This is a genomic window from Enterobacter cloacae complex sp. HYC042_NIDB (assembly GCF_056673315.1).
Map to the genome: position 1 here is coordinate 4145433 of NZ_CP109650.1, position 21714 is coordinate 4167146.

17 protein-coding genes are annotated in these 21714 nt (G+C 56.8%); 9 read left to right on the forward strand and 8 right to left on the reverse strand.

Annotation, left to right across the window (positions count from 1 at the left end; genetic code table 11):
• Window positions 1-29 precede the first annotated feature (29 nt).
• Complete coding sequence (locus OKF39_RS19815) at window positions 30-1760, forward strand: S-type pyocin domain-containing protein (RefSeq protein WP_479983280.1); 1731 nt, start codon at window positions 30-32, stop codon at window positions 1758-1760.
• The gene (locus OKF39_RS19820; protein WP_063943102.1) at window positions 1760-2227 is read left to right on the forward strand and encodes a DUF6392 family protein; all 468 of its coding nucleotides are present in this window, start codon (window positions 1760-1762) and stop codon (window positions 2225-2227) included. The genes OKF39_RS19815 and OKF39_RS19820 overlap by 1 nt, the downstream gene beginning before the upstream one ends.
• Before the next feature lie 231 nt (window positions 2228-2458).
• Here OKF39_RS19820 and OKF39_RS19825 read toward each other — a convergent pair whose 3' ends face one another.
• Entirely contained in the window at window positions 2459-4246 is a 1788-nt protein-coding gene (locus OKF39_RS19825) for a hybrid sensor histidine kinase/response regulator (RefSeq protein ID WP_479983281.1), read from the reverse strand.
• Window positions 4243-4875, reverse strand: coding sequence for a response regulator transcription factor (locus OKF39_RS19830; protein ID WP_248203913.1), 633 nt, complete (start codon window positions 4873-4875; stop codon window positions 4243-4245). Before OKF39_RS19830 ends, OKF39_RS19825 begins: the two co-directional genes overlap by 4 nt.
• A gap of 175 nt (window positions 4876-5050) precedes the next feature.
• Here OKF39_RS19830 and OKF39_RS19835 point away from each other — a divergent pair, with 175 nt between their 5' ends.
• The gene (locus tag OKF39_RS19835; protein ID WP_028014394.1) at window positions 5051-5365 is read left to right on the forward strand and encodes a lipoprotein; all 315 of its coding nucleotides are present in this window, start codon (window positions 5051-5053) and stop codon (window positions 5363-5365) included.
• 114 nt (window positions 5366-5479) lie between these two features.
• The gene (locus OKF39_RS19840) at window positions 5480-8497 is read left to right on the forward strand and encodes an autotransporter outer membrane beta-barrel domain-containing protein (RefSeq protein ID WP_479983282.1); all 3018 of its coding nucleotides are present in this window, start codon (window positions 5480-5482) and stop codon (window positions 8495-8497) included.
• A gap of 61 nt (window positions 8498-8558) precedes the next feature.
• Here the strand turns inward: OKF39_RS19840 and OKF39_RS19845 are convergent, their stop codons facing one another.
• Window positions 8559-9086 (reverse strand): helix-turn-helix domain-containing protein, encoded by a 528-nt coding sequence (locus OKF39_RS19845; RefSeq protein WP_045260784.1) that lies wholly within the window; start codon window positions 9084-9086, stop codon window positions 8559-8561.
• A 279-nt stretch (window positions 9087-9365) separates the two neighbouring features.
• On the opposite strand from OKF39_RS19845, the gene OKF39_RS19850 reads away from it, so the two are divergent.
• From OKF39_RS19850 to pgaD, 5 genes are all read left to right on the forward strand, one after another.
• On the forward strand, window positions 9366-9629 hold the full coding sequence (locus OKF39_RS19850) for a hypothetical protein (protein ID WP_479983283.1): 264 nt from the start codon (window positions 9366-9368) through the stop codon (window positions 9627-9629).
• Window positions 9630-9759: 130 nt separating this feature from the next.
• On the forward strand, window positions 9760-12198 hold the full coding sequence (pgaA, locus tag OKF39_RS19855) for a poly-beta-1,6 N-acetyl-D-glucosamine export porin PgaA (RefSeq protein ID WP_479983284.1): 2439 nt from the start codon (window positions 9760-9762) through the stop codon (window positions 12196-12198).
• Between the two features lie 8 nt (window positions 12199-12206).
• Window positions 12207-14144: a poly-beta-1,6-N-acetyl-D-glucosamine N-deacetylase PgaB gene (gene pgaB / locus OKF39_RS19860; protein ID WP_479983285.1), complete on the forward strand. Its 1938-nt coding sequence runs from the start codon at window positions 12207-12209 to the stop codon at window positions 14142-14144.
• Window positions 14137-15468, forward strand: coding sequence for a poly-beta-1,6-N-acetyl-D-glucosamine synthase (pgaC, locus tag OKF39_RS19865; protein WP_479983286.1), 1332 nt, complete (start codon window positions 14137-14139; stop codon window positions 15466-15468). The genes pgaB and pgaC overlap by 8 nt, the downstream gene beginning before the upstream one ends.
• Complete coding sequence (pgaD, locus tag OKF39_RS19870; protein WP_045260787.1) at window positions 15465-15899, forward strand: poly-beta-1,6-N-acetyl-D-glucosamine biosynthesis protein PgaD; 435 nt, start codon at window positions 15465-15467, stop codon at window positions 15897-15899. The genes pgaC and pgaD overlap by 4 nt, the downstream gene beginning before the upstream one ends.
• Before the next feature lie 54 nt (window positions 15900-15953).
• On the opposite strand, the gene gss is transcribed toward pgaD, so the two are convergent.
• The 5 genes from gss to OKF39_RS19895 form a co-directional block, all read right to left on the reverse strand.
• Entirely contained in the window at window positions 15954-17816 is a 1863-nt protein-coding gene (gene gss, locus OKF39_RS19875) for a bifunctional glutathionylspermidine amidase/synthase (protein ID WP_479983287.1), read from the reverse strand.
• Window positions 17817-17932: 116 nt separating this feature from the next.
• The gene (locus OKF39_RS19880) at window positions 17933-18904 is read right to left on the reverse strand and encodes an ABC transporter ATP-binding protein (protein ID WP_479983288.1); all 972 of its coding nucleotides are present in this window, start codon (window positions 18902-18904) and stop codon (window positions 17933-17935) included.
• Window positions 18901-19875 (reverse strand): ABC transporter ATP-binding protein, encoded by a 975-nt coding sequence (locus tag OKF39_RS19885; protein ID WP_479983289.1) that lies wholly within the window; start codon window positions 19873-19875, stop codon window positions 18901-18903. Before OKF39_RS19885 ends, OKF39_RS19880 begins: the two co-directional genes overlap by 4 nt.
• Entirely contained in the window at window positions 19868-20713 is an 846-nt protein-coding gene (locus tag OKF39_RS19890) for an ABC transporter permease (RefSeq protein WP_028014404.1), read from the reverse strand. Before OKF39_RS19890 ends, OKF39_RS19885 begins: the two co-directional genes overlap by 8 nt.
• Window positions 20714-20717: 4 nt before the next feature.
• On the reverse strand, window positions 20718-21671 hold the full coding sequence (locus OKF39_RS19895; protein WP_088204266.1) for an ABC transporter permease: 954 nt from the start codon (window positions 21669-21671) through the stop codon (window positions 20718-20720).
• Between the last annotated feature and the right edge of the window lie 43 nt (window positions 21672-21714).

Sequence of the window (21714 nt, forward strand, 5' to 3'; positions counted from 1 at the left end):
CACCAAACCCATATTATTTATGAGGGATTATGGCAACAGGTTTTTTCCTGTATCACCTGGATAAAACCACCTGCGGGGGGCGCATTCTCTCGGGTGCATCCGATGATACCTATGAGACTGGCGGCGTGATACGTCAGCAGGTCCGGGTCGGCGACCCGGTGACTTGCGGGAAGCATGAGGGGCGATTCCGCGTCTGTGGCGGTATGGGAGACACCTATTCGGTGAACGGTGCCCCGAAAGAGTGGGCGGGTTCACTGGATAGCTTCAGCTCCTGCCCCTGCCGGGCCCGGTTCGTTCCGACTGTATTTTCACACACTTATGAAAGTGACTGTAATGCCGGGCGCGTGGCAGAACGGGAGCAGATTGAAAAACGAACGAAGCCCGATGAAGTGCTAATCAATCCGGTCCCCGTTTTTGCGAAATCCTGCCTGCGTGGAGCTGGGTGTACCGACGCAGGAATTGGGAACGAACCCCAGGCAAACTTTGCAGCGATGAGTTTTTACCAATCATTGCCAGCCTCCCCGGAACCCTCCCCAAGGTCTTACGGCAGCGAACCGGAACAGCACGCACAGGCGGCGAAAAAGGCTAAGACCTCCTCCGGGGAGGCAGATGCAGCTCCTGAGAGGAAAAAATCCCTCTTCGACAGGGTAAGCGGCTTCTTCTTCGGTGAAGCGGAAGCTATGCCACTTCCCCCATCTCCGGTGGTAGTAGCCGGTGGTGCGGAGGCGGGTATGGCTGCATCTGCTGGCGGAGCTACAGCAAGACTGAATCAGGACGCAGCAAAGGCGTTGACGTACCAGATGAAACACCTGTCCGGGCCAGCGGTCTGGGAAAGCAGGTTTGAGCTGAATTTACCGTTCGTGGTCATGGGTGCGGTGCTGCACTCAATGCTGAAAGGTGAAAAATCTGACCTGTTAACAGCTGAACAACTGCTGGCAGTAGCCCGGAGCGGCGGTACGGTGCCAACGCGGGTACGCTATAACTGGGTGGAAGACGCGGAAACCGGACGGCTGAAGGCCGTGGGGTATCACACCAGCCCGGAGAGCGGACGCGATCAGGTGAGAGTCAGGCTGATGGATAAGCGGTTTGACGGAAAATACCGCTTCTGGGGCAACGGGCCGGGCGGAAAGGTACAGATAACCTGGACACCAGCTGATGCACCGGGCAGTAGAGATGCCAGCGGGTGGAACACTGGGAACCATAGCCCGCAGATCGGAACGTTAGCGATACCGGGACTTGAGCATCCTGACATTCAGGGCGTGACTATCACCACCACGCCACCGCCAGAGGAAAAGGACTTCCGGGACTACATTCTGGTGTTTCCGGGCAACGTCCACCCGCCAATCTACATCTATCTCAGCAAGCCTCCTGTGGAACTGCTTGAAGTAGACTTATATAGTAACTTCATAGGTCGAGCACGAAACGGTACTCATGCTGATCACATGCCCTCAGCCGCAGCAGTACGGGCCTACTTACGACGCGAATTCCCAGACGCAAAACCGGCCGAAATTGACCGTATGGCGAAAGACGTTGCGTCCATCATAATTCCTGCTGATATTCACCAAAAACTCAGCGCCACTTATGGCGGCAGAAATAGCCCTACGCAAATACAGCAAGACTCCAGAGATTTGCGAGCAGCTGTCGAACGAGACATTGAGACCATACGCCCCGAGCTTAAAGAGCGTGGCGTAACAGATAGTCAAATCGATGAAGCCAAAGCTAAGATGCATCAATTAAATCAGGAACAGGGATTATACTAATGACCGTTAATGTCGAAGCATTGATTCGCTGCTTAGGTAAGCCGTATCAGGAAATTTTTGATGCCGGATTGATTCCCTACAAGACCAAGCCGACAGGCTATCCGGGAGATCCTGATCTAACGTTAAGCATGATGAATGAAGGTATTTACTTAGCTTTTAAGCGAGACGGTACAACGCTTTATTCTATCGAGCTTTTTTTACAGAATGAGAAGAAAACGAACTATAAATTCCCTAATGAGCTGCCATCACCACTACAACCTGAAATGGTGCGGTCTTGGGTGCATTCACAATTCGGGCCTCCTGACAGATTCTTGCCTCCCCGGAAGCGGTTACGCCAGGAGATTGGCTACACAGATTTGTTCACCGTAACGGATTTTCATATTCCTATCAGTATGCAAGTCGATTACGACTTACAGGAGCGAGCCAAAGAGGTGGCATTCTTGCTAACATCAGAACTCCGCTGGTAACAACCACACCGGCTCCTTTCGGGGCCGTTTCCAACATCTCCCGCCCTGCCCGGTAGAAGCAACATGCAGATCACCACAGGAGGCTGAATCATGCACGATGAAATCATTAATCAGGCCCGCGAAATCCTGCCTCAGCAGCTCAACCATACCGACACATTGGCATCACAGCAGGACACCGCGTACTATCTGGCCCAACAGTGAAGCGCAACGCTGCTGCTGTTATCTATTCCCCTATCCACGACATCCTGACCACTGCGTCAGCAGCGCATGCAGTTTAGCCGGCTCCAGAGGCTTGCGCAGCACCAGATACCCTTCCTGCTCCGCCTCCAGCAGAACAGGCGAATTAAACTCGCCGCTGACCATCGCGCCGCTCATGTCCGGCAGACGTTCAAAAAGCGCTTTCAGGATGTCGAAGCCGCTTTCGCCGGATCGCAGGCGCTGGTCGCACAGCACGGCGAACGGGGTGAAGCCGTCGTCGATGATGGCGAACGCTTCTTCAGCGGAAGCCGCGCAACGCACCTTGATTCCCCAAACGCTCATCAGGCTCTCCCAGGCTGACGTCACCAGCGGGTCGTCATCGACGACCAGGCAAGAACCGCGCAGCGGCGCATAGCGTACCGGCGCAGAGGCGTTGTTATCGGCGGGCGGGATGTCCGTCGCGTTCTCTTCGCCAGCATATTGAGTGAAGCGCATCCAGAAGCGTGAGCCTTTACCTTCTATGGATTGCATCCCGTACTTCACCTTCATCAGCCTGGCACAGCGGGCAACCACGGCGAGGCCCAGCCCGTGTCCGGCGCTGTCGATCTTCCAGGCCAGTTCGGGGCGGTAGTAAGGGGAGAAGATTTTACCTTTCTCGTCATCAGCGATACCGACACCCGTGTCCCACACCTCCACCAGGCACTCGTCACCGCGCGGTCGGATGGCAACCAGCACGCCGCCCTGCTGCGTGTAGCGAAGGGCGTTTTGAATCAGGTTAATCAGCGATTGTCGCACCAGCAGCGGGTCGCCCATCACGTGGATGCGGCGTTTGGGTCGACGGGTGGACAGCCTAAGTGCACGGCTGTTGGCCTCTTCGCGAAACAGCGTGATCACCGAGTCGAGCAGAGCGCCGATGTCCACTTTGGTAGGGGCAGTGAGCACTTTCCCGGATTCAATCTTGCTGAGGTCGAGCAGAGAATTGAACATCAAATGCACCGAGCGAACGCTCTGCTGCAGGTCAAGCAGCTGGGGCGTCAGGCTGTCGTCCCGGTTTCGGTGGATAATCGCTTCGATCAGAAAGCCCATGGCGTGTACCGGCTGACGCAGGTCGTGGCTGGCTGTCGTCAGGAACTGATTTTTATCCAGCAGCGCCTGCTCCGCTTCCTCTTTGGCCTGGCGAAACTGTTCTGCCAGGCGTGAGCTTTTTTCCTCAAGCAGCGCTTGCTGAATAAAGTACGCGTGCGACGTTAACGCATGGCGGTAAATGGCGAAGCCGTACAGCAGGTTCAGCATCAGCACAATGAATATCAGCTCGTCCAGCCGCCAGATGATGCCGATATTCAATACTCCCCAGGAGGCGAAGAAAAAGCACGTAAAAGTGCTGATGACCGGCGTCAGATGCGTTGCATTGGCGGCGACGATGGCGGCAATACTGATATTAAGGAGCAGGAAAAAGTCAAAGTTCTGCGTCTGCGGAGTAATTAAATAGAGAGATGAAATCCCCAGCCCGTGAATAAAAGCGATCTTATTTATGCGCGGAAGCCAGCGGCGCAGGACGTCCTCTTCATCATGCTCTTTCACTTCGCGCTGGTAGCGTCGGTGCAATATGCGGATTGCCACGGCAAATAGCAGGTAAATAATTATCCAGATAATAGTTGGGCCAAGTTCATCGCCCAGCAAATAGATCCAGATGGCAAAAGGAATACCGACAAATGGCACCGCGCTAAAGCTGAACACCAGCCGCAAAAAAGTGTTGTTTAGCAAACGGATCTGCGCGGGAGATGAGATACCATCTTTCTGTAAACTCTGGAAAAACCTCATTCTGATGATTCCCGCTTGCCATGCAGAAGCGTGATGGCTTCGACCCGGCTGTTAACGCCTATCTTTTTCAATATATTGCTGATGTGTTCTTTGACCGTGGGCTCAGAAATTGAAAGCTGCGCGGCGATTCGTTTATTTGGCAGGCCGCGCATAATCATATTTAAAACGTCTATTTGTCGCGGCGTTAAGTTAAATTTACTTAACTTCTCATTATTCGATTCAACGGGAAAATCGTTTCTCTCAGGAAACCAGGTCAGATTATCAAGGAGTGCACAAACGGCCCGTGAGAACATTTCAGGTGGTTCGCTTTTCAATACAAATCCGTGTCCCCCGGCGGCGTGAATTTTCTGCCAGATGTCATTATTGTCGTCCCCGCTGACCACCAGGAACCGTACCTGTGGGTAATGTTGTTTTACTTCTTTGAGTAATTTCAGTGCCGTGCCGGACGAAAGCCAAAAATCGATTACCAGCAAACGCGGCGGGCCATTATCCCTAATTTGACGGTAGCAATCTTCCTCATTCGTCACCACGCTCGCCTGTTTAAACTGGCAATGTGAAATCAGAAAATTAGCGATGCCGCTTGCTACCAATGGATGGTCATCAACGACCAACGCATAATTCTGCCCCAAAGGATCCTCCTTTTACCTTCGCATATCTGAGTGTACAGATGAATTATTATCTACCCACCCTACTTTAGGAGGGTTTTTTCGATTAGGAAAGGGAAATATATTATTCGCTGATTTGGGTAATTGAAAACATAAATACAATCAGTGAAATTAACTGATTGGATATCAAGGATAATTTATGAAAAAACCACTCATCTTTTTAAGCGTTACGTTGATGCTCGCCGGTTGTTCCACGCTAAAAACCGATCAGGCTATTCCACTCCTGCAGGCGGAGACCGCGAAAATGCTGGGGTTGGGCTCATCGGATGAAATAACCGTGACCAATGTTAATGGCGCCCAGCCGGACGCACTGGGAGGGCAAAAACTGTCTTATCGCGCTACGACGGAAAAAGGGCGTATTTTCGATTGCTCATCAATGATGATGCCGGGGATTTTAGGATCCGCCCCGACGCTCAGCGCACCAACCTGTACCCCTGTTGTCACGCATAAATAATTAATGGCAAATGAAAAGGCGTACATAAATAACGCCTTTTATATTTTCTGACGTATCTGAGTTTTCATAAAAACGATTTTCCAGACATCACGCTAATGAGTACGGAGATAGCCCGTGAATAACTCTACATCGCATGCTTTAGCGGTTAAGACGCCGCTTTCCAGACTTTACCTCGCTCTATTTTCCGCGCCACTGTTACTGCTTTCACCTGCCGATTTCGCGCGCGCAGCCGATGCCATTTTTGATGGCGAGGCGCGTATAACCGAAACGCTGGGTTACACCGGAGATGTTTACGTTGGACGTAATCAACCCGGAAACCTGCTGATCGATAATGGCAAAATCACCGCCTATAACATCAACATCGGTCGGCTGTTCGACGGCCAAATTTATGAAAGCGTGGTCACGGTCCGTGGGCCAAACGCTGAGCTTAACGCAGTGAACGATCAGTACGTCCTGCGCGGCGACCTCAATCTTGGCCTCGGCACCCTGCGAGTCGAAGAAGGCGCGCTGGCCAGCGCAAAAGAAATCGTTGTCGGCACCACCCGCGGCTACGACAGTCACCTTATCGCCACTGGCGCCGGCTCTCGCGTGACCAGTAATTTTCTCAGCGTAGGTACCGATCTGGGGGCACGCTCCACGCTGGCGATTGAAGACGGCGCGACGCTCAGCACCGCCTACGATGCGCGCATCGGCAATGGTACCGGGCCGGGTGAAATCGACACGCTAAGCCCGAAAGCCACCGTCACGGGGAGCGGCTCACAGTGGAACGTTGGCCGTACATTGACGCTTTATGGCGACCTGGACGTGCTGAACGGCGGTGCGGTTAACGTTGGCGGCGTGCAGGTGGCGGGCGTCTCCGGGGCAGGTAAAACCGCCGAGCTGGTTATTGCGGGCAAAGACTCGCGCTTTACCAGCGGCAGCAGCGTGAGCGTGGGCGATTATGGCAATGGCGTGCTGTCGGTGATTGACGGCGGTTCATTTTCCGCTGGCAGCAATACGCTGATCGTGGGGACCTCGGGTTCCGGCTCGAACCGGGGTGCGCTCATTATCGGCAGCCGCGGCAATATGGACACCGGAACGGGTTTAACTGAGCCAACGCTTGGCACAGCGGGCGGCGCGGGTACTCTCGATGCGAATACGGCAATCAGCCTGCGCGGCGGGCTGTTCGGCAGCTATGTCTACTTCAACCATACCGACGAAAATTACGTCTTCAGCAACAAGATGAGCGGCGAAGGGGAGGTGATCAATACTTCCGGGCAGACAACGCTGAATGGCGATCTTTCATCCCTTCAGGCGAACGTGACCGCGCGCGGTGGCAAAGTCATTATCGCCAGCAACATCAACACCCAACCAGAAGACGATATTTTTGATATTCAGACTCTTAGCGCCGAGAACGGCGGGACGCTGATCCTCAACGCGACGGCGGGATCCGACGTTAGCGACGGGCTGGGCTACAGCAGCGCCGCCTCAATCAAGGCCGGCGGAACGCTGGGAGGGAACGGCACGCTGGGCCAGACCGAGATCCTTTCCGGCGGGCATATCTCGCCAGGGGATGGTGATATCGGCACGCTGACGCTGAAACGTTATCTGAATTTTGTGGGTGACTCTTTCTATGACGTCGATATCGCCGGTGATGGCCGCAGCGACCAGCTGCTGGTCGCAGGCAAAACGACCATCAGCGATCGGGCTCAGGTACAGGTCACCGCGCTGGATCCGCAAACCAGCTACAAAACGGGCCAAAGCTACCGCATTTTAACCTCCGACGGGGGAATTGACGGTCAGTTCGCGGGGGCGGTGTCTAAATCCGCCTTCCTGGACGTGGCGCTCAACCAGAGCACCAACGCCGTCGATCTGACCATCGCGCAGAAAGAGACCGGCGGCGAGAATCCTGGAGGCGAAAACCCGGGAGGTGAAAATCCAGGAGGAGGAAACCCAGGCGGTGAGAACCCGGGCGGTGAGAACCCGGGCGGAGAAAACCCTGGCAGTGAGAATCCGGGCAGCGGCAAGCCGGGGATTTTCCAGACCGTCGCCAAAAGCAGCAACCAGTGGAATACTGCCGGCGCGCTCTCCACCCTGACGCAAAGCGGCCCGTCGCTGGCGCTGTATAACTCGCTGCTGGTACTCAGCGCGCCGGAAGCGCGCGAGGCGTTCAACCAGCTGTCCGGTGAAGTTTATCCGTCAATGCAGTCCAACCTGATCGCCGGCAGCACGCAGGTGTTTAACGTCTTAAACCAGCGTATGCAGCGCGCGTTTGATAACGACAGCCTGCCGATACCACCGTTAGCGATGTCGCTGGTCCAGCAGCCGGAGCCACAAAACAATGGCGTCTGGGGCCAGACCTTCAGCTCCTGGAGCCGAAACGACGGCGACGGTAACGTGGGCAAGCTGGACGGCAACACCACCGGCTTCCTGCTGGGGGCAGATCGCAAGCTGGCGGATCATAACGTGCGTGTCGGTGGCTACTTCGGCTACAGCCGCGGTGATTACGACGTCGACAGCCGTCGTTCCTCAACGGATACCGATAACTACCACCTTGGCCTGTATGCGGCGGGTCAACAGGATGCGTTCTCCCTTCGCGGCGCGCTGGGTTACACCTGGCACAAGATCGAAGGCGAGCGCAGCGTTGATTTCAGCGGCTTCTCAGATCGGCTGAAGTCGGATTACGACGCCAACTCGCTGCTGGCGTTCACCGAAGCGGGTTACCGCTTCGGCCAGCCTGATATGAATATCGAGCCGTTCGTCAATTTATCGTACATTCGACTGCATACCGACAGCTTCAGGGAAGACGGCGGTGCCGCCGCGCTGAGCGTAAGTAACGAAACGATGAACACCTTCTACTCCACCCTCGGGGTGCGCGGTGTGACCGAGCTGCCAAAGAACGTGAACCTCTACGGTTCGTTGGGCTGGCAGCACGCCTATGGCGATAAGAATACCTCTTCGCGTATGGCGTTTGCGGGCAGCGACGCGTTCATTACTCAGGGGCAGGCCGTGGATGAGGACGTGATGGTGGGTGATATCGGCGTGAGCGTACAGCTGTCACGTGCTGCGACGCTGGATGTGGGTTATCAGGGGCAATATGGTGCGGATACCCGCGTCAACTCGGTTAACGCTAATCTGCGCTGGTCGTTCTGAATTACTTCCAGTAAAAGAACCCGCCCTTGTGGCGGGTTTTTGCTTTTAGGCTCTCAGGAATTCAGGGATCGTTCCCAACCGCATCCAGCAGTTTGTTTTTAAAGATAAACAAACACGCCTCGTTGAAGTTCTCCGCCCCCAGGCGTTCCGACAGCGCTGTCCGTTTGCGATAGAGGCTCTTCACCGACGTGTTCAGTTCATCGGCAATCGCTTCCATCGACATCCCTGCCCTCAACAACCGCAGCATGATCGCTTCGTGCGTGCCAAGCCGTAAGTTAAGCAGCCACTTGGTGGTCAGACGCCTGCCCTTCATATTGAGCACCAGGTTAAATAACGATGCCATATCCGGCGCCGTAAGCGACGTGTTCATAAACAACTTCATACTGAGTAGATTCTCCTCGCGATGTCGCATATCCAGCATAACGCAGCAGATCGTTTTTTTTGTTCTGGCCGGATGGCGTATCAGGTAATCATATAAACGGAGCGGAGAACGGCTATCAATCAACACAGAATATTCATCTGCACCGTTATCAAATATGTTTCTGTCAATCGAGTCGAGCAGGATAATATCCGGGAAAAATAGCCTCATCCCCCTGACAAGATAGCGATCCTGGGTCACTAACACTATTGAAGTTGCCACTAACCATCCCTTTTAGATTAAAGCAAGAACGCACCTTCAGAAAGAAGGCCGCCTTCGTTTTATAGCGCTGTAATATTAACGACAATATGTATTCTGGCGTTGAACATCCCTCAATACAGACATTGATGAGTAAGACTTCCTGTAGACTTTCATTCAATGGCTGGCGTTAATTATAAATAAAAAACAATCGCAGAAAAGTCACTTCGCTGAACATTAAGACTTTTTGTCATGAAACTTCCCAAACATGCACCAGAAAGTACTTTAATTGCTACAATAAAACCTCGCCAGGAATATAAACAAACTCAAAAAGACATAAATAAAATACATCAATATCAAATAGTTACAAATACAGATTCAATTCAAAATAATCACAAAAGACATCTCATTCCAGAATTATCCCAAAACTACCCCTCTGCTTTTCACCATATTTATCCGGCAACATATCAGGTGTACATTACCTTCCACCCAGTCCCCAAAGAGGAGGTTCCATAATTACCTTAAAGTAAGTACCCCATAACGTTACTGCATTCAGATTTAATGTTCTCATTAATGGCCTTTAACGCAGCGTTAAAAGGCGGCCGTGTTATGCAATGGATTCATGATAAACAAATGGCAAATAGATATGGAAAGATCGCTTCGCTTCAATACGTTATTCTTTTATCGCGCCCCAGGATTATTGTTTCTGCTATTTCTGTTTCCTGTTCTCGCTCAGGCAACGGAATCCGTTTATGAGCAACAGATTCAACAGGCACGTAACGGTAATTACACGCCGTTTCTCAATTATCTTCAGCGGTATCAGCAACAGCATGCTCTGACGCCCGAGCAAGTGGCGGACTGGTTACAGGTGGCTGCATGGGCAGGTCGTCATGACGAGGTGATTCAGCTCTGGCAGCGCTATGGCATTTATATGCCGCTGCCCGCTCGCGGCGTTGCGGCTGTCGCGCAAGCCAGAAGAGATCAAAAAGCGTGGCAGCCTGCCTTATCACTGTGGAAAGAGGCGCTTAGCCTTGCGCCACATAATGACGATTATCGTATCGGCTATATCAAAACCCTGGCCGATGCCCGCATGGATACGCTCGCTCTGCAGGAAGCCCGCCAGCTGGTGACGGAGGATCCCTCTCCGGCGCATCTTCAGACGCTCTCGTACGTCTGGTTACGCCAGGGAAAAAGCTGGGATCGGCTTTTAGCGGACACGCGCGCGCTGACCCTCGCGCCGGAGAATAACGCGCTCCTTAGCGAGTTGATTGACGCGCTAACGGATAACCGGGTGAGTACTCCCGCGCTGATGCTGTCACAAAGGGTAACGCTGACCCCCGCGCAGCGCCGCCGTCTGGAGCTTAATGCCGCCGCAGAATGGGTTCGCCTTGCCGACGTGCCTGGCAGAACGGAAAAGGAGCGCCTGCAGCTGGCGCAAACGGCACTGAATCGTTACGACGCCCTGCTCTCACGCTGGCAACACGAACCGCAGGCAGCGGAAGACATCATCCTCGCCCGTATCGACAGGCTGGGTGCGCTGTACGCGCATGGCGATTACCCGCAGGTCATCCGTGAATATCAGGCGCTGACGGAGGCGCAGCATCCGGTGCCGGGCTGGGCCATCGGCTGGGCTATCTCCGCGTATCTGCAGGAGAAAAACGCCACTGCCGCCTTCTCGCTGCTGCAACGCTATCCGCAATACGCCGCCGATCCGCAGGACGAGGAGCATGCGCTTTTCTACGCCTGGCTGGACACGGGGCAGTATCAGGCCGCTCGCCAGTACGTAGAGCGCCAGACCCGCAGCGTTCCGTGGATCCGCTACGATTTCGGCTCGCCCACTCCGCAGCCCAACGATCGGTGGCTTACCGGGCAGTCGCTCAAATTTAACTATTTGCTCTCAACCAACGCCCTGCCGGATGCGGATAAGCTGGCGCACCGTCTGGCCACAACGGCGCCGGGCAATCAGGGGCTGCAGATTGACTATGCCACCCTGCTTCAGGCGCGGGGCCAGCCGCGCGCGGCCGAGCAAACGTTAAAAAGGGCGGAGGCGCTGGAGCCATCTAATCTGGAGCTGGAACAGCAGCAGGCTTACGTCGCCATGGATCTGCAGGAGTGGCGGCAGATGGATTTACTGGCCGACGACGTGCTTGCCCGCGCGCCCGTTGCTCGCAGCGCCAGGCGTCTGGACAGGCTCAGAACGGTGCATCACATGTCCGAGCTGCGCCTTAACGCGAGCAAGGGCTTGCACTCCGATAACCCCATCAGCGGGACGCACGACCTGAACGGGGATGCCACGCTCTATGGTCCACCGGTAGCGGATAGCTGGCGGCTGTTTGCGGGTACCCGCTATGCGCAAGGTAATTTCGATGAAGGCAAAGGCACCAGCCGTCACCTCCTGGGCGGCGTCGAGTGGCGTCCTCGCGACCTTCAGCTCGAAGCCGAGGTATCCAGCAACCGCTATCACGGTGAAAACAAGCCAGGTGCTCGCCTCTCAACCACGTACTTTCTCAATGATAACTGGCAGGTCAGCGGCAGCCTTGAACGCTTATCCCGCAGCGCGCCGCTACGGGCATTACGCAACGGGATTAGCGCCAACCGGGGTGAAGGCGGGATCCGCTGGTATCAAAACGAGCGCCGTGATTACCAGTTCAGCGCCGCCGTCAGCCGCTTCTCAGACCATAATCGCCGACAGGAATACACCCTTACGGGTAAGGAGCGTCTCTGGCAGACCCCGACCCTGACGCTGGATCTTGAACCGGGGATCGCCGCCAGTAAAAACAGCCTGCGGGACACGCTCTATTACAACCCGGCGCGGGATCTGTCCGTGACGGCCGCCCTGTCCGTGGACCATGAGATGTACCGCCATTACGACACCCTCTGGAGCCAGCAGTTGGTGGCGGGAGGCGGCAGCTACTGGCAGAAAAACCAGTCCGTTGGCGCCATCGCCCTGCTGGGCTACGGGCAACGCGTCCAGTGGAATAACGTCATTGATACCGGCGTGATGCTGAACTGGGATAAACGCCCTTACGACGGCAAACGCGAGAGCAACCTCTCCGTCACGCTTGACGCGACTTTACGCTTTTAAGGATGAATATGCTGAACACACGTTTTTCCGTGAGCCTGATCCTCATCGGCTGGCTCTGCCTCAGCGCGAGCGTCTGGGCGCAGGCGATCTCGTTCGTTGCGCCCAGCGAGCGGCCGCAGCCGGAGGCGAGCAAACCCTGGCCGCAGAACCAGTTTCTGGTGCTGGCCTACCACGACGTCGAAGACGATGCCGCCGATCAGCGCTACCTCTCCGTGCGCACCAGCGCGCTAAACGAGCAGATTAGCTGGCTTCTGCACAACGGCTATCACGCCATCAGCGTGCAGGACATTCTGGACGCGCATGACGGCAAAAAATCGCTGCCGCCGAAAGCCGTTCTGCTCAGCTTTGACGACGGCTACAGCAGCTTCTACACCCGCGTCTGGCCGCTGCTTAAGGCCTGGAACGTGCCTGCGCTCTGGGCGCCGGTGGGCAGTTGGGTGGATACGCCATCAAACCAGAAGGTGAACTTTGGCGGCCTGATGACGCCCCGGGATCGCTTCGCGACCTGGGACATGGTGCGCGAGCTCAGCCAGTCTCCGCTGGTTGAGATCGGATCGCATACCTGGGCCTCGCATTACGGCATCGTCGCCAACCCGCAGGGAAGCCGCGAACCGGCCATCGCCAACCGCTTTTATGATAAAGCGACGGGGCGCTATGAAACTGACCAGCAGTTCAGCCAGCGGATCGGCGATGACGTCCGCAAGGTGACGGAGAAAATCGCGCAGGTGACGGGCAAAGCGCCGCGCGCCTGGGTCTGGCCTTACGGTGCCGCCAGCGGTACGTCGCTCGCCATCGCCAGGCAGCAGGGCTATCGGCTCGCCTTTACTCTGGAGGACGGGCTGGGTGACGTGCGCAATCTCGGTAGCATTCCCCGTTTGCTGATCGCCGGCAACCCCTCGCTCAAAGCGTTTGCCAGTTCGGTCAGCCGGGTTCAGGAGCACGATCCCGTGCGCGTGATGCACGTCGATCTCGACTACGTTTACGATCCCGATCCGGCTCAGCAGACCCAAAACATCAACAGGCTGATCCAGCGGGTCTACGACATGAAAATCAGCCACGTCTTCCTGCAGGCGTTTGCCGACCCGCAGGGCGATGGCAGGATCAGGGCGCTCTATTTCCCCAACCGCCGGCTTCCGGTCCGGGCCGATCTCTTTAACTTCGTATCCTGGCAGCTGCAAACCCGCGCGGGGGTGAAGGTCTACGCGTGGATGCCGGTGCTCTCGTTCGATCTCGATCCTGCCCTGCCGCGCGTGCAGCGCCGGGACGATCGAACCGGCCAGCTGCGCGAGGCCAATGAGCCCTACATCAGGCTTTCACCGTGGGACCCGCAGGTTCGCCTGCAGGTGACGGAAATCTATGAAGATCTGGCCCGCTATGCCAGCTTCAACGGGATCCTGTTCCATGACGATGCGGTACTGACGGACGTTGACGCTGCCGGGCAGGACACGACGCGCCAGAAAAGCCGGAGGCTTATCGGTTTTACCCGCGCTCTGAGCCAGGCGGTGAAGCACATCCGCGGCCCGCAGATAAAAACCGCGCGCAATATGTTCGTCCTTCCCATTCTGCAGCCCGAAAGCGAAGCGTGGTTTGCGCAGAATCTCGATGATTTTCTGGCGGCCTATGACTGGACGGTGCCCATGGCAATGCCGCTGATGGAGTCCGTTCCGGCGAACGAGAGCAATGCCTGGCTGACGCGTTTGATCAAGGCCGTCGCCGCGCGGCCCGGCGCGCTGGATAAAACCATTTTCGAGCTGCAGGCCAGAGACTGGGAGCAGAAGCCGCAGCGCGCCGTCTCCGACAGTCAGCTTGCGGCGTGGATGCGCGTCCTCCAGCTGAACGGCATCAAAAACTACGGCTACTACCCTGACGATTTCATCAATAACCAGCCTGATATCTCGCGCATCAGGCCCGTCTTTTCTTCCTACTGGTACCCTGACAATGACTGATCGCATAATCGCCTTTTCAATTTTGTGTCTGGTATTCGGGCTGCCGTTAGGGGTGGCCGCCCTCTTTACCGGCGAGTTGATTCTGGATTTTGTCTTCTTCTGGCCGCTGTTTATGTCCGTGCTCTGGGTCACCGGCGGCCTCTATTTCTGGTTTCAGCTTGAACGCCGCTGGTCGTGGGATAAAGACACGCCCGCCCCGACGCTCGCCGGCGAGCCGCTCATCTCAATTCTGATCCCCTGCTTCAATGAGGAAAGAAACGCCAGAGAGACCATCAGCGCCGCGCTGGCTCAGCGGTACGAGAATATTGAAGTGATCGCCATCAACGACGGCTCGTCTGATAACACCGCGCAGGTGCTGCAGCAGCTGGCAATGGAGCAGCCGCGTCTGCGGGTGATTAACCTCGCGGAGAACCAGGGAAAAGCGGTGGCGCTCAAAGCCGGGGCGGCAGCGGCCCGGGGCGATCTGCTGGTCTGCATTGACGGCGACGCCCTGCTCGACCGCGACACCGCGGCCTATCTGGTCGCGCCGCTGATTCAGTATCCCCACGTCGGGGCGGTTACCGGGAACCCGCGCATTCGCACGCGCTCCACGCTGATTGGCCGCATTCAGGTTGGCGAGTTTTCGTCCATCATTGGGCTCATCAAGCGGACGCAGCGGATCTATGGCCGGGTCTTTACCGTCTCCGGCGTCATCGCCGCCTTTCGCCGACAGGCGCTGGCGGACGTGGGGTACTGGAGCCCGGACATGATCACCGAAGACATCGACATCAGCTGGAAGCTCCAGCTGCGCCACTGGGATATCTTTTTCGAGCCGCGGGCGCTGTGCTGGATCCTGATGCCGGAGACGCTGAAGGGCCTGTGGAAGCAGCGTCTGCGCTGGGCACAGGGCGGCGCGGAGGTATTTCTGGTCAACCTGCGCAAGATGGCGCGCTGGGAGCATCACCGCATGTGGCCCCTGTTTCTGGAGTACGCGCTGTCAACGCTGTGGGCCTTCGCGTATGCGATAACGGTGCTGCTGTACATCATCAGCCACGTCGCGCCCATTCCCGCCAGGCTGACCGTTGAAACCCTGTTTCCCCCGGCGTTTACCGGGCTGCTGCTGGGCGTGATGTGCCTGCTGCAGTTTCTGGTCAGCTTGTACATCGAGCGGCGCTATGAGCGCAAGGTGGCCAGCTCGCTTTTCTGGGTGATTTGGTTCCCGATGGTCTACTGGATGATTGGTCTGTTCACCACCCTCGTCGCATTTCCAAAAGTCATGCTTAAACGTCAGCGCGCCCGCGCGCGCTGGATCAGTCCGGACAGGGGAAAAGGAAGCCTTCAATGAATGAAAATACCTTAATTTTGACTGAACATCGGTTGCTGCCACGACTTTTTGATGCCGCGTTAACCGTGGTGGCGTGGGGCGGGTTTCTGTTCTTCCTGTATGCCAGGCTGTGGATGCAGTTAACCGAGGAGAGCGACCACCGGTGGAGCGTGATTATTGCCTCCTTTAATACGGTGTTGATCTATTTGCTGTTCGCCGCGCTCAACGGCTGGCTGCTGATTTTGTGGTATCAGTACAACCGCCGCCGCGCGAACGTAAGACGACGTCAGCCGGGCTTGTTGCATCATGACGAACTTGCCCGCAGCTTTAACGTCTCACCGCAGCTCATCTCGGAGATGAGCCAGCACAACCTGCTGACGGTTTATCATGACCAGATTGGACGCATCATCGAATTGAAAACCAGCGCGCAGCAGGACGAGGAAGCGCAGTAACAAAAAGCCCCCACAGAGAATACCCTGCGGGGGCTTTTTTAGCGCAGATGCACGTTACTTATCCTTCAGTACAATCAGCGGCTCGATATCGCTCTCTTTTTTCACCACCAGCGAGTCATCACCGCGCAGGCAGGTCCCGCCGTAATTTCCGCCCACGGTAAAGGTACAGACCTGAATGTACTTGCCGTCCACGTTCGGCAGGCACCACAGCTGCTGGTAGATATTTTTGCGGTCAACAAACTTGCCGCTGGATTTATCCAGCAGTTCGTCCTGGGCGCTGATGAGATCGATATTGCTGCCGCAGCGTCCGGCAATCGGCTTGACGGCATAGCCGGTCTGCTTCAGCAGGTCGTTCACCTCAAAATCAGTGTCGAGCAGGTAACGGTGGTTCGGGAACAGCTGCCACAGGACCGGAAGAATCGCCTTGTTGCCGGGAATAACGGTCCACAGCGGTTCAAAGACCAGCACTTCCGGGCGCAGCAGAACATCAATCAGGCGCACTTCGCCCTCAGGATGCCCGGTGCGGATCGGCACGGCGGCGTATTCGGTTTCGCTGACCTCGCGGATCTGCTCTATCGCCGTCTCCCACGCCCAGGTTTTCCACACGCAGTTGACGTGGCGACCTTCGTCGTCAATCAGCTGCCCGGCGGCATCCCAGCTCAGGGCGCCAAGCCCGTGCAGAATTTTGGTTTCAAACCCGGCCTGCATCAGCGAGCGCTGGATAAAGAGCGCGTGATAGTCCTCTTCGACATCGTTGTCCTGCATGATGTGAACGAACGGCCGCGCGTGGCTGTGCTTCCATGCGCCGGTCAGCTCTTCCAGCAGCCCTTCCGCCGGGTTGTGCCCGTTGCCGCGATAGCCGTTTTTGACCCACTCTTCGAGGATCAACCCGCCTTCTGTGTGACAAGACGCGGAGTCGGCATTGTACTCGTAGACCTTAATCCCGCGCTCATCCATGCAGAAATCCATACGACCGGTGATCATATGGTGGCGACGCCACTGCCAGGAGAGGCGCAGGCGCGGCCAGAGGATTTTCGGGATGTCGAACAGCGCCAGCAGATTGTCGTCTTTCAGCACCTTGTCCGTCGCGTGCAGGTACATCAGGTGCAGTTCGTTGGTGGCCTTGATCAGCTCCTGCTCGGCGCTTTCGGTGATGGTGAAGTACTGGCAGGGATCTTTGTTGATCACATGGCCGTTGGCGCGGATATATGCCTGCTGCAGCGCGTCATTTTCGTTCAGCCATTTTCCGTCGAACTGACGTTTGTTTTTCAGCCGCGCACCGCGGATTTTCAGCAGTTCACCGTCCGGTTCAGGCTGGGTAATGCTGTGCTCCGTGTCGTCCGTCTGGATCATCCAGCCGAGAATTTCGGTATCGCTGAAGGTGTCATGAAGGGTATAGCAGCCATTCTCCACGGTCATGCGCAGCTCGCGCGTCCACTGCTGCCCAAGCGGCAGCGGGGAGTGAATCACGTTCTGCTCCGCAATACGCACCTTATCGTTGAGAAGCTGGGTGATCACCGCCACGTGGCCGGTCTCGTGAAACTCGCCGCCTTTTTGCCAGATCAGCAGCGCCCCGGCGCGCGGTGCGCGCTTCGAGCCGTTGGCAAAAGCCTGAAGGGGCAGAATGTTATCGTTCACCACCTGGCGTAAAAAGCGCAGGGAGAAGATTTCCCACGCCATGCCGACGTCGGTAAACACGAAGCCATAGTTGAGGAACAGGAAACGGCGGGCAAACTCAACGCACTGCCACTTGTGGCCCATGTATTCGTTGCCAATATAGCTGCGAAAGTCCGCGTCTTCCGGGTAGTTACGCGGGTCCAGACTGCCGTAATTTGAAGAGTAAATCGCCACGCCACCGGGCGCATAGCCTAACAACGTCCCGAATGGCGCATCACTGCTTAACTTTCCTTTACGCATGTATCCAACCTAAAACAGGCAGGCGGCAATTTTTTATGGGTTGTCGTCGTCTGCACGTTGTAATTAACCTGACAGAGGAGCGTTTATCATACACCTGCGCGACGCGTGAATAACATTTAAAACAGCCAGCATGCCGCGAAATGCCCTGGCGCAATCTCCTGCATCGCAGGCTCCTGCGTCTGGCAAACCGGCATGGCGTGCGGGCAGCGGCTGCAGAACTTACAGCCCGGCAGCGCGGACGTGGGGCCTGGAATGTCGCCGCGCAGGGTGGCGTCTTCGAGATTGCGGATGCGCGGATCGGGCTGGGGAACCGCCGCCAGCAGCGCGCGGGTGTAAGGGTGTGCCGGGCGCTGATACAGTTCATTCGCCGGGGCCACCTCTACCAGTTTGCCGAGATACATCACCCCAATGCGACTGGAGATATGGCGCACCATGGAGAGATCGTGGGCGATAAACAGATAGGTTAGCCCCAACTCCTGCTGCAGGTCCTGCAAAATATTCACCACCTGCGCCTGCACCGATACGTCCAGCGCCGAGAGCGGCTCATCGCACAGCACAAATTCAGGATGCACGGACAACGCGCGGGCAATACTGATGCGCTGACGCTGCCCGCCGCTGAACTCATGCGGGAACCGTTCAAGATGTTCGTGCTTCAGCCCCACTTTGTAGAGCAGCGTTTCCGTACGTTCTCGCTGTTCTTCGCGGCTGTAGCCGTGGATCTGCATCGGTTCGGCCACCAGCTGTCGCACCGTCATACCGGGGTTGAGCGAGGAGTAAGGATCCTGAAAAATTGCCTGCATCCGCTTACGCAGCGGCTTGAGCTCTCTTTCGCGGGCGTGGGCGATTGCCTGTCCGGCAAAGTGGATCTCGCCCGCGGTAATATCGAAAAGGCGCAGTATGGCGCGCCCGAGGGTGGATTTTCCGCAGCCGGACTCCCCCACCAGGCCAAACGTCTCGCCGGGCTGGATATCAAAGCTCACGCCATCAACCGCCTTCACGGCCACGCCTTTACGCAGCAAACCGCCGTTGAGCGAATAGTGCTTGCGCAGATCGCGCACGCTCACTAATGGCGCCTGTTGTTCACTCATGCCTGAATCTCCTCGGCCCATAGCCAGCAGGCGGCGCGATGGCCCTCTCCGGCGGTGTAAAATGCGGGTTGCCGTTCACACTGGGGCATGCGCTTCGGGCAGCGTTCCGCAAATGGACAGCCCGGCGGCGGGTTAAGCAGGCCAGGCGGCGAACCTTCAATGGGCGATAAACGTTGATTCACCTCATCCGGGCGCGGCAGCGAGGCCAGCAGACCCTGGGTGTAAGGATGCGCAGGGTGATAAAAAATGTCCTCCACGCTCCCCTCCTCCATCACCAGCCCGCCGTACATCACCACCACGCGGCTGCAGACCTGCGCCACCACGCCGAGATCGTGGGTGATCAGCAGAATCGCGGTCCGGGTCTGCTGTTGCAGACTTTTCAGCAGGCGCAGGATCTGCGCCTGAATGGTCACGTCCAGCGCGGTGGTCGGCTCATCGGCAATAAGAAGCTTCGGATTGCAGGAGAGCGCAATAGCGATCATCACCCGCTGGCGCATTCCACCGCTGAACTCGTGGGGATACTGGTCGTATCGGCGTTCCGCTTCAGCAATGCCCACCTGATCCAGCATGGCTATTGCTGCCGCTTTGGCCGCTTTTTTCGACAGTTTTTTATTTCGCACCAGGATCTCAGACATCTGCTTGCCGATAGTGAGCACCGGGTTCAGGGCGGTCATCGGATCCTGAAAAATCATCGCGATCTCGTTGCCGCGAATGGCACGCATCTGCGCGGGCGTTTTCTGCGCCAGGTCCTCATTCTGGAAGCGAATGCTGCCGCCGGTTATCCGTCCGTTGCTCCCCAGAAGCTGGATAATTGACTTACAGGTGACGCTTTTCCCGCAGCCCGACTCGCCGACGATACCGACGAGATCCCCCGGCTGAACCTGAAAGCTCACGCCGCGCACCGCCTGAACCTCGCCCTCGCGGGTGCGGAACGTGGTTTGCAGGTTCTCAAGCGCTAATAAGTTACTCATCGCGATTTGCTCCCGGCTCAAAGGCGGTACGGAACACATCGCCCAGCACGTTAAAGCTGAACACCGTCAGCAGGATCAAAATGCCGGGGAACATCGCCAGCCACGACGCTTCGCCAATATAAGACTGCGCGTTGTTAAGCATGCTTCCCCATGATGCCGCCGGTGCCTGCACGCCCAGCCCTAAGAAGCTGAGCGTTGACTCCATCAGAATGGCCGAGGCGATATTCAGCGTGGCCGCCACGATAATGGTCGGCAGCACGCCGGGAATGATGTGGCGCACGATAATACGCAGCGGATGCGCTCCCGACGCGCGGGCATAAAGCACGTACTCGCGCTCTTTCACCGATAGGGTTTCAGCACGCACCAGACGCGACATGTTCATCCACGTCAGCAGGCTGATAATCAGAATGATGTTATCCACGCCCGGCTTGAGGTAAGCATTCACCACCAGCAGCAGGAAGAAGGCCGGAATGGCCATCAGGATATCCACGGCGCGCATCATCAGGTTATCCAGCCAGCCGCCAAAATAGCCGCTCACCGTTCCTACCACCGTGCCGATAAGCGTGGAAAAGAGCATGGCAAGAAAACCGACCATCAGGGAGATCTGGCCGCCGTACAGCGCGCGGGTAAAGTAGTCGCGCCCGTATTCGTCGGTGCCGAACCAGTGCGCGGCATCCGGCGGCAACGTGCGCGCGCCGAGCGCCATCCGATCTGGATCGTACGGACTTAACCCCGCACAGAGCGCGGCGACAACGAAAATAAAAAGCACAAACAGGGAGAACTGCGCCGGACGGTTGCGGCGCAGCTGGTGACGAACCTGCTGCCAGCGTCTGCTCATCCGGTTACCTCAGCGTACGAATGCGGGGATCGGCGAAGCGATAAAGCACGTCGGCGATCAGGTTACCGACGATCAGCATTATCGACGAGAGCATGATGATCGCCATAATCAGCGGGTAGTCCAGCGAGGCGATCGACTGGATCCCGAGCAGCCCCATCCCCGGCCAGGAGAAGACGCTCTCGGTCACATAAGCTCCTACAATCAGCTCACCGAACGACAGGCCGAACAGGGTAATCACCGGCAGCAAGACGTTTTTCAGCACGTGGCGGAACAGAATACTGAAATGCGTGGCGCCGTAGGCAAGCTGGGTCTGTACGTAGTCGGCGGAGAGCTGCGAGATGGTGTTAGAGCGGATGTAGCGCACGTAGCTGGAGAGGTTATAGAACGTGAGCGCAATACACGGCAGCACGCCGTGGCGCAGCAGATCCAGCCCGTTATCCTCCATGCCGATGGTGCGCATCCCCATGCTGGGGAACCAGTTAAGCTGCACGGCAAAAACGGTGATGAGCAAAATGCCGAACCAGAAAATCGGTACCGAGATGCCGATATAGGCAAACAGGTTCAGCAGGTGATCCAGCCAGCGGTGCTTAAATGCCCCCGCCAGCAGCCCCAGCGGGATCGCCAGCACGATAGCCATCAGCAGCGACGCCCCCATCAGCCCCAGCGTGGCCGGAATGCGTTCGCCGATCATCTCCAGCACCGGACGGTGGTAAATCAACGAATAGCCGAGATCGCCCTGCAGGACGCTTTTCAGCCACAGGACGTACTGCGTGACCAGCGGCTTATCCAGCCCCAGGCTCTGGCGAATGCGCTCAATATCTTCCGGCGCCATACGCGGCGTGATGTACGCGGCCACGGGGTCGCCGGGCGCGAGCTTGACCAGCAAAAACGCCACCAGCGAAATAAAGAAAAGCATCGGCAGCAGCTGCAGCAGCCGACGCGTGAGGAGTGTGTTCACGACGTGCCCTTAAAAGGCCCCGATCTTACGACCGGGGCAACAG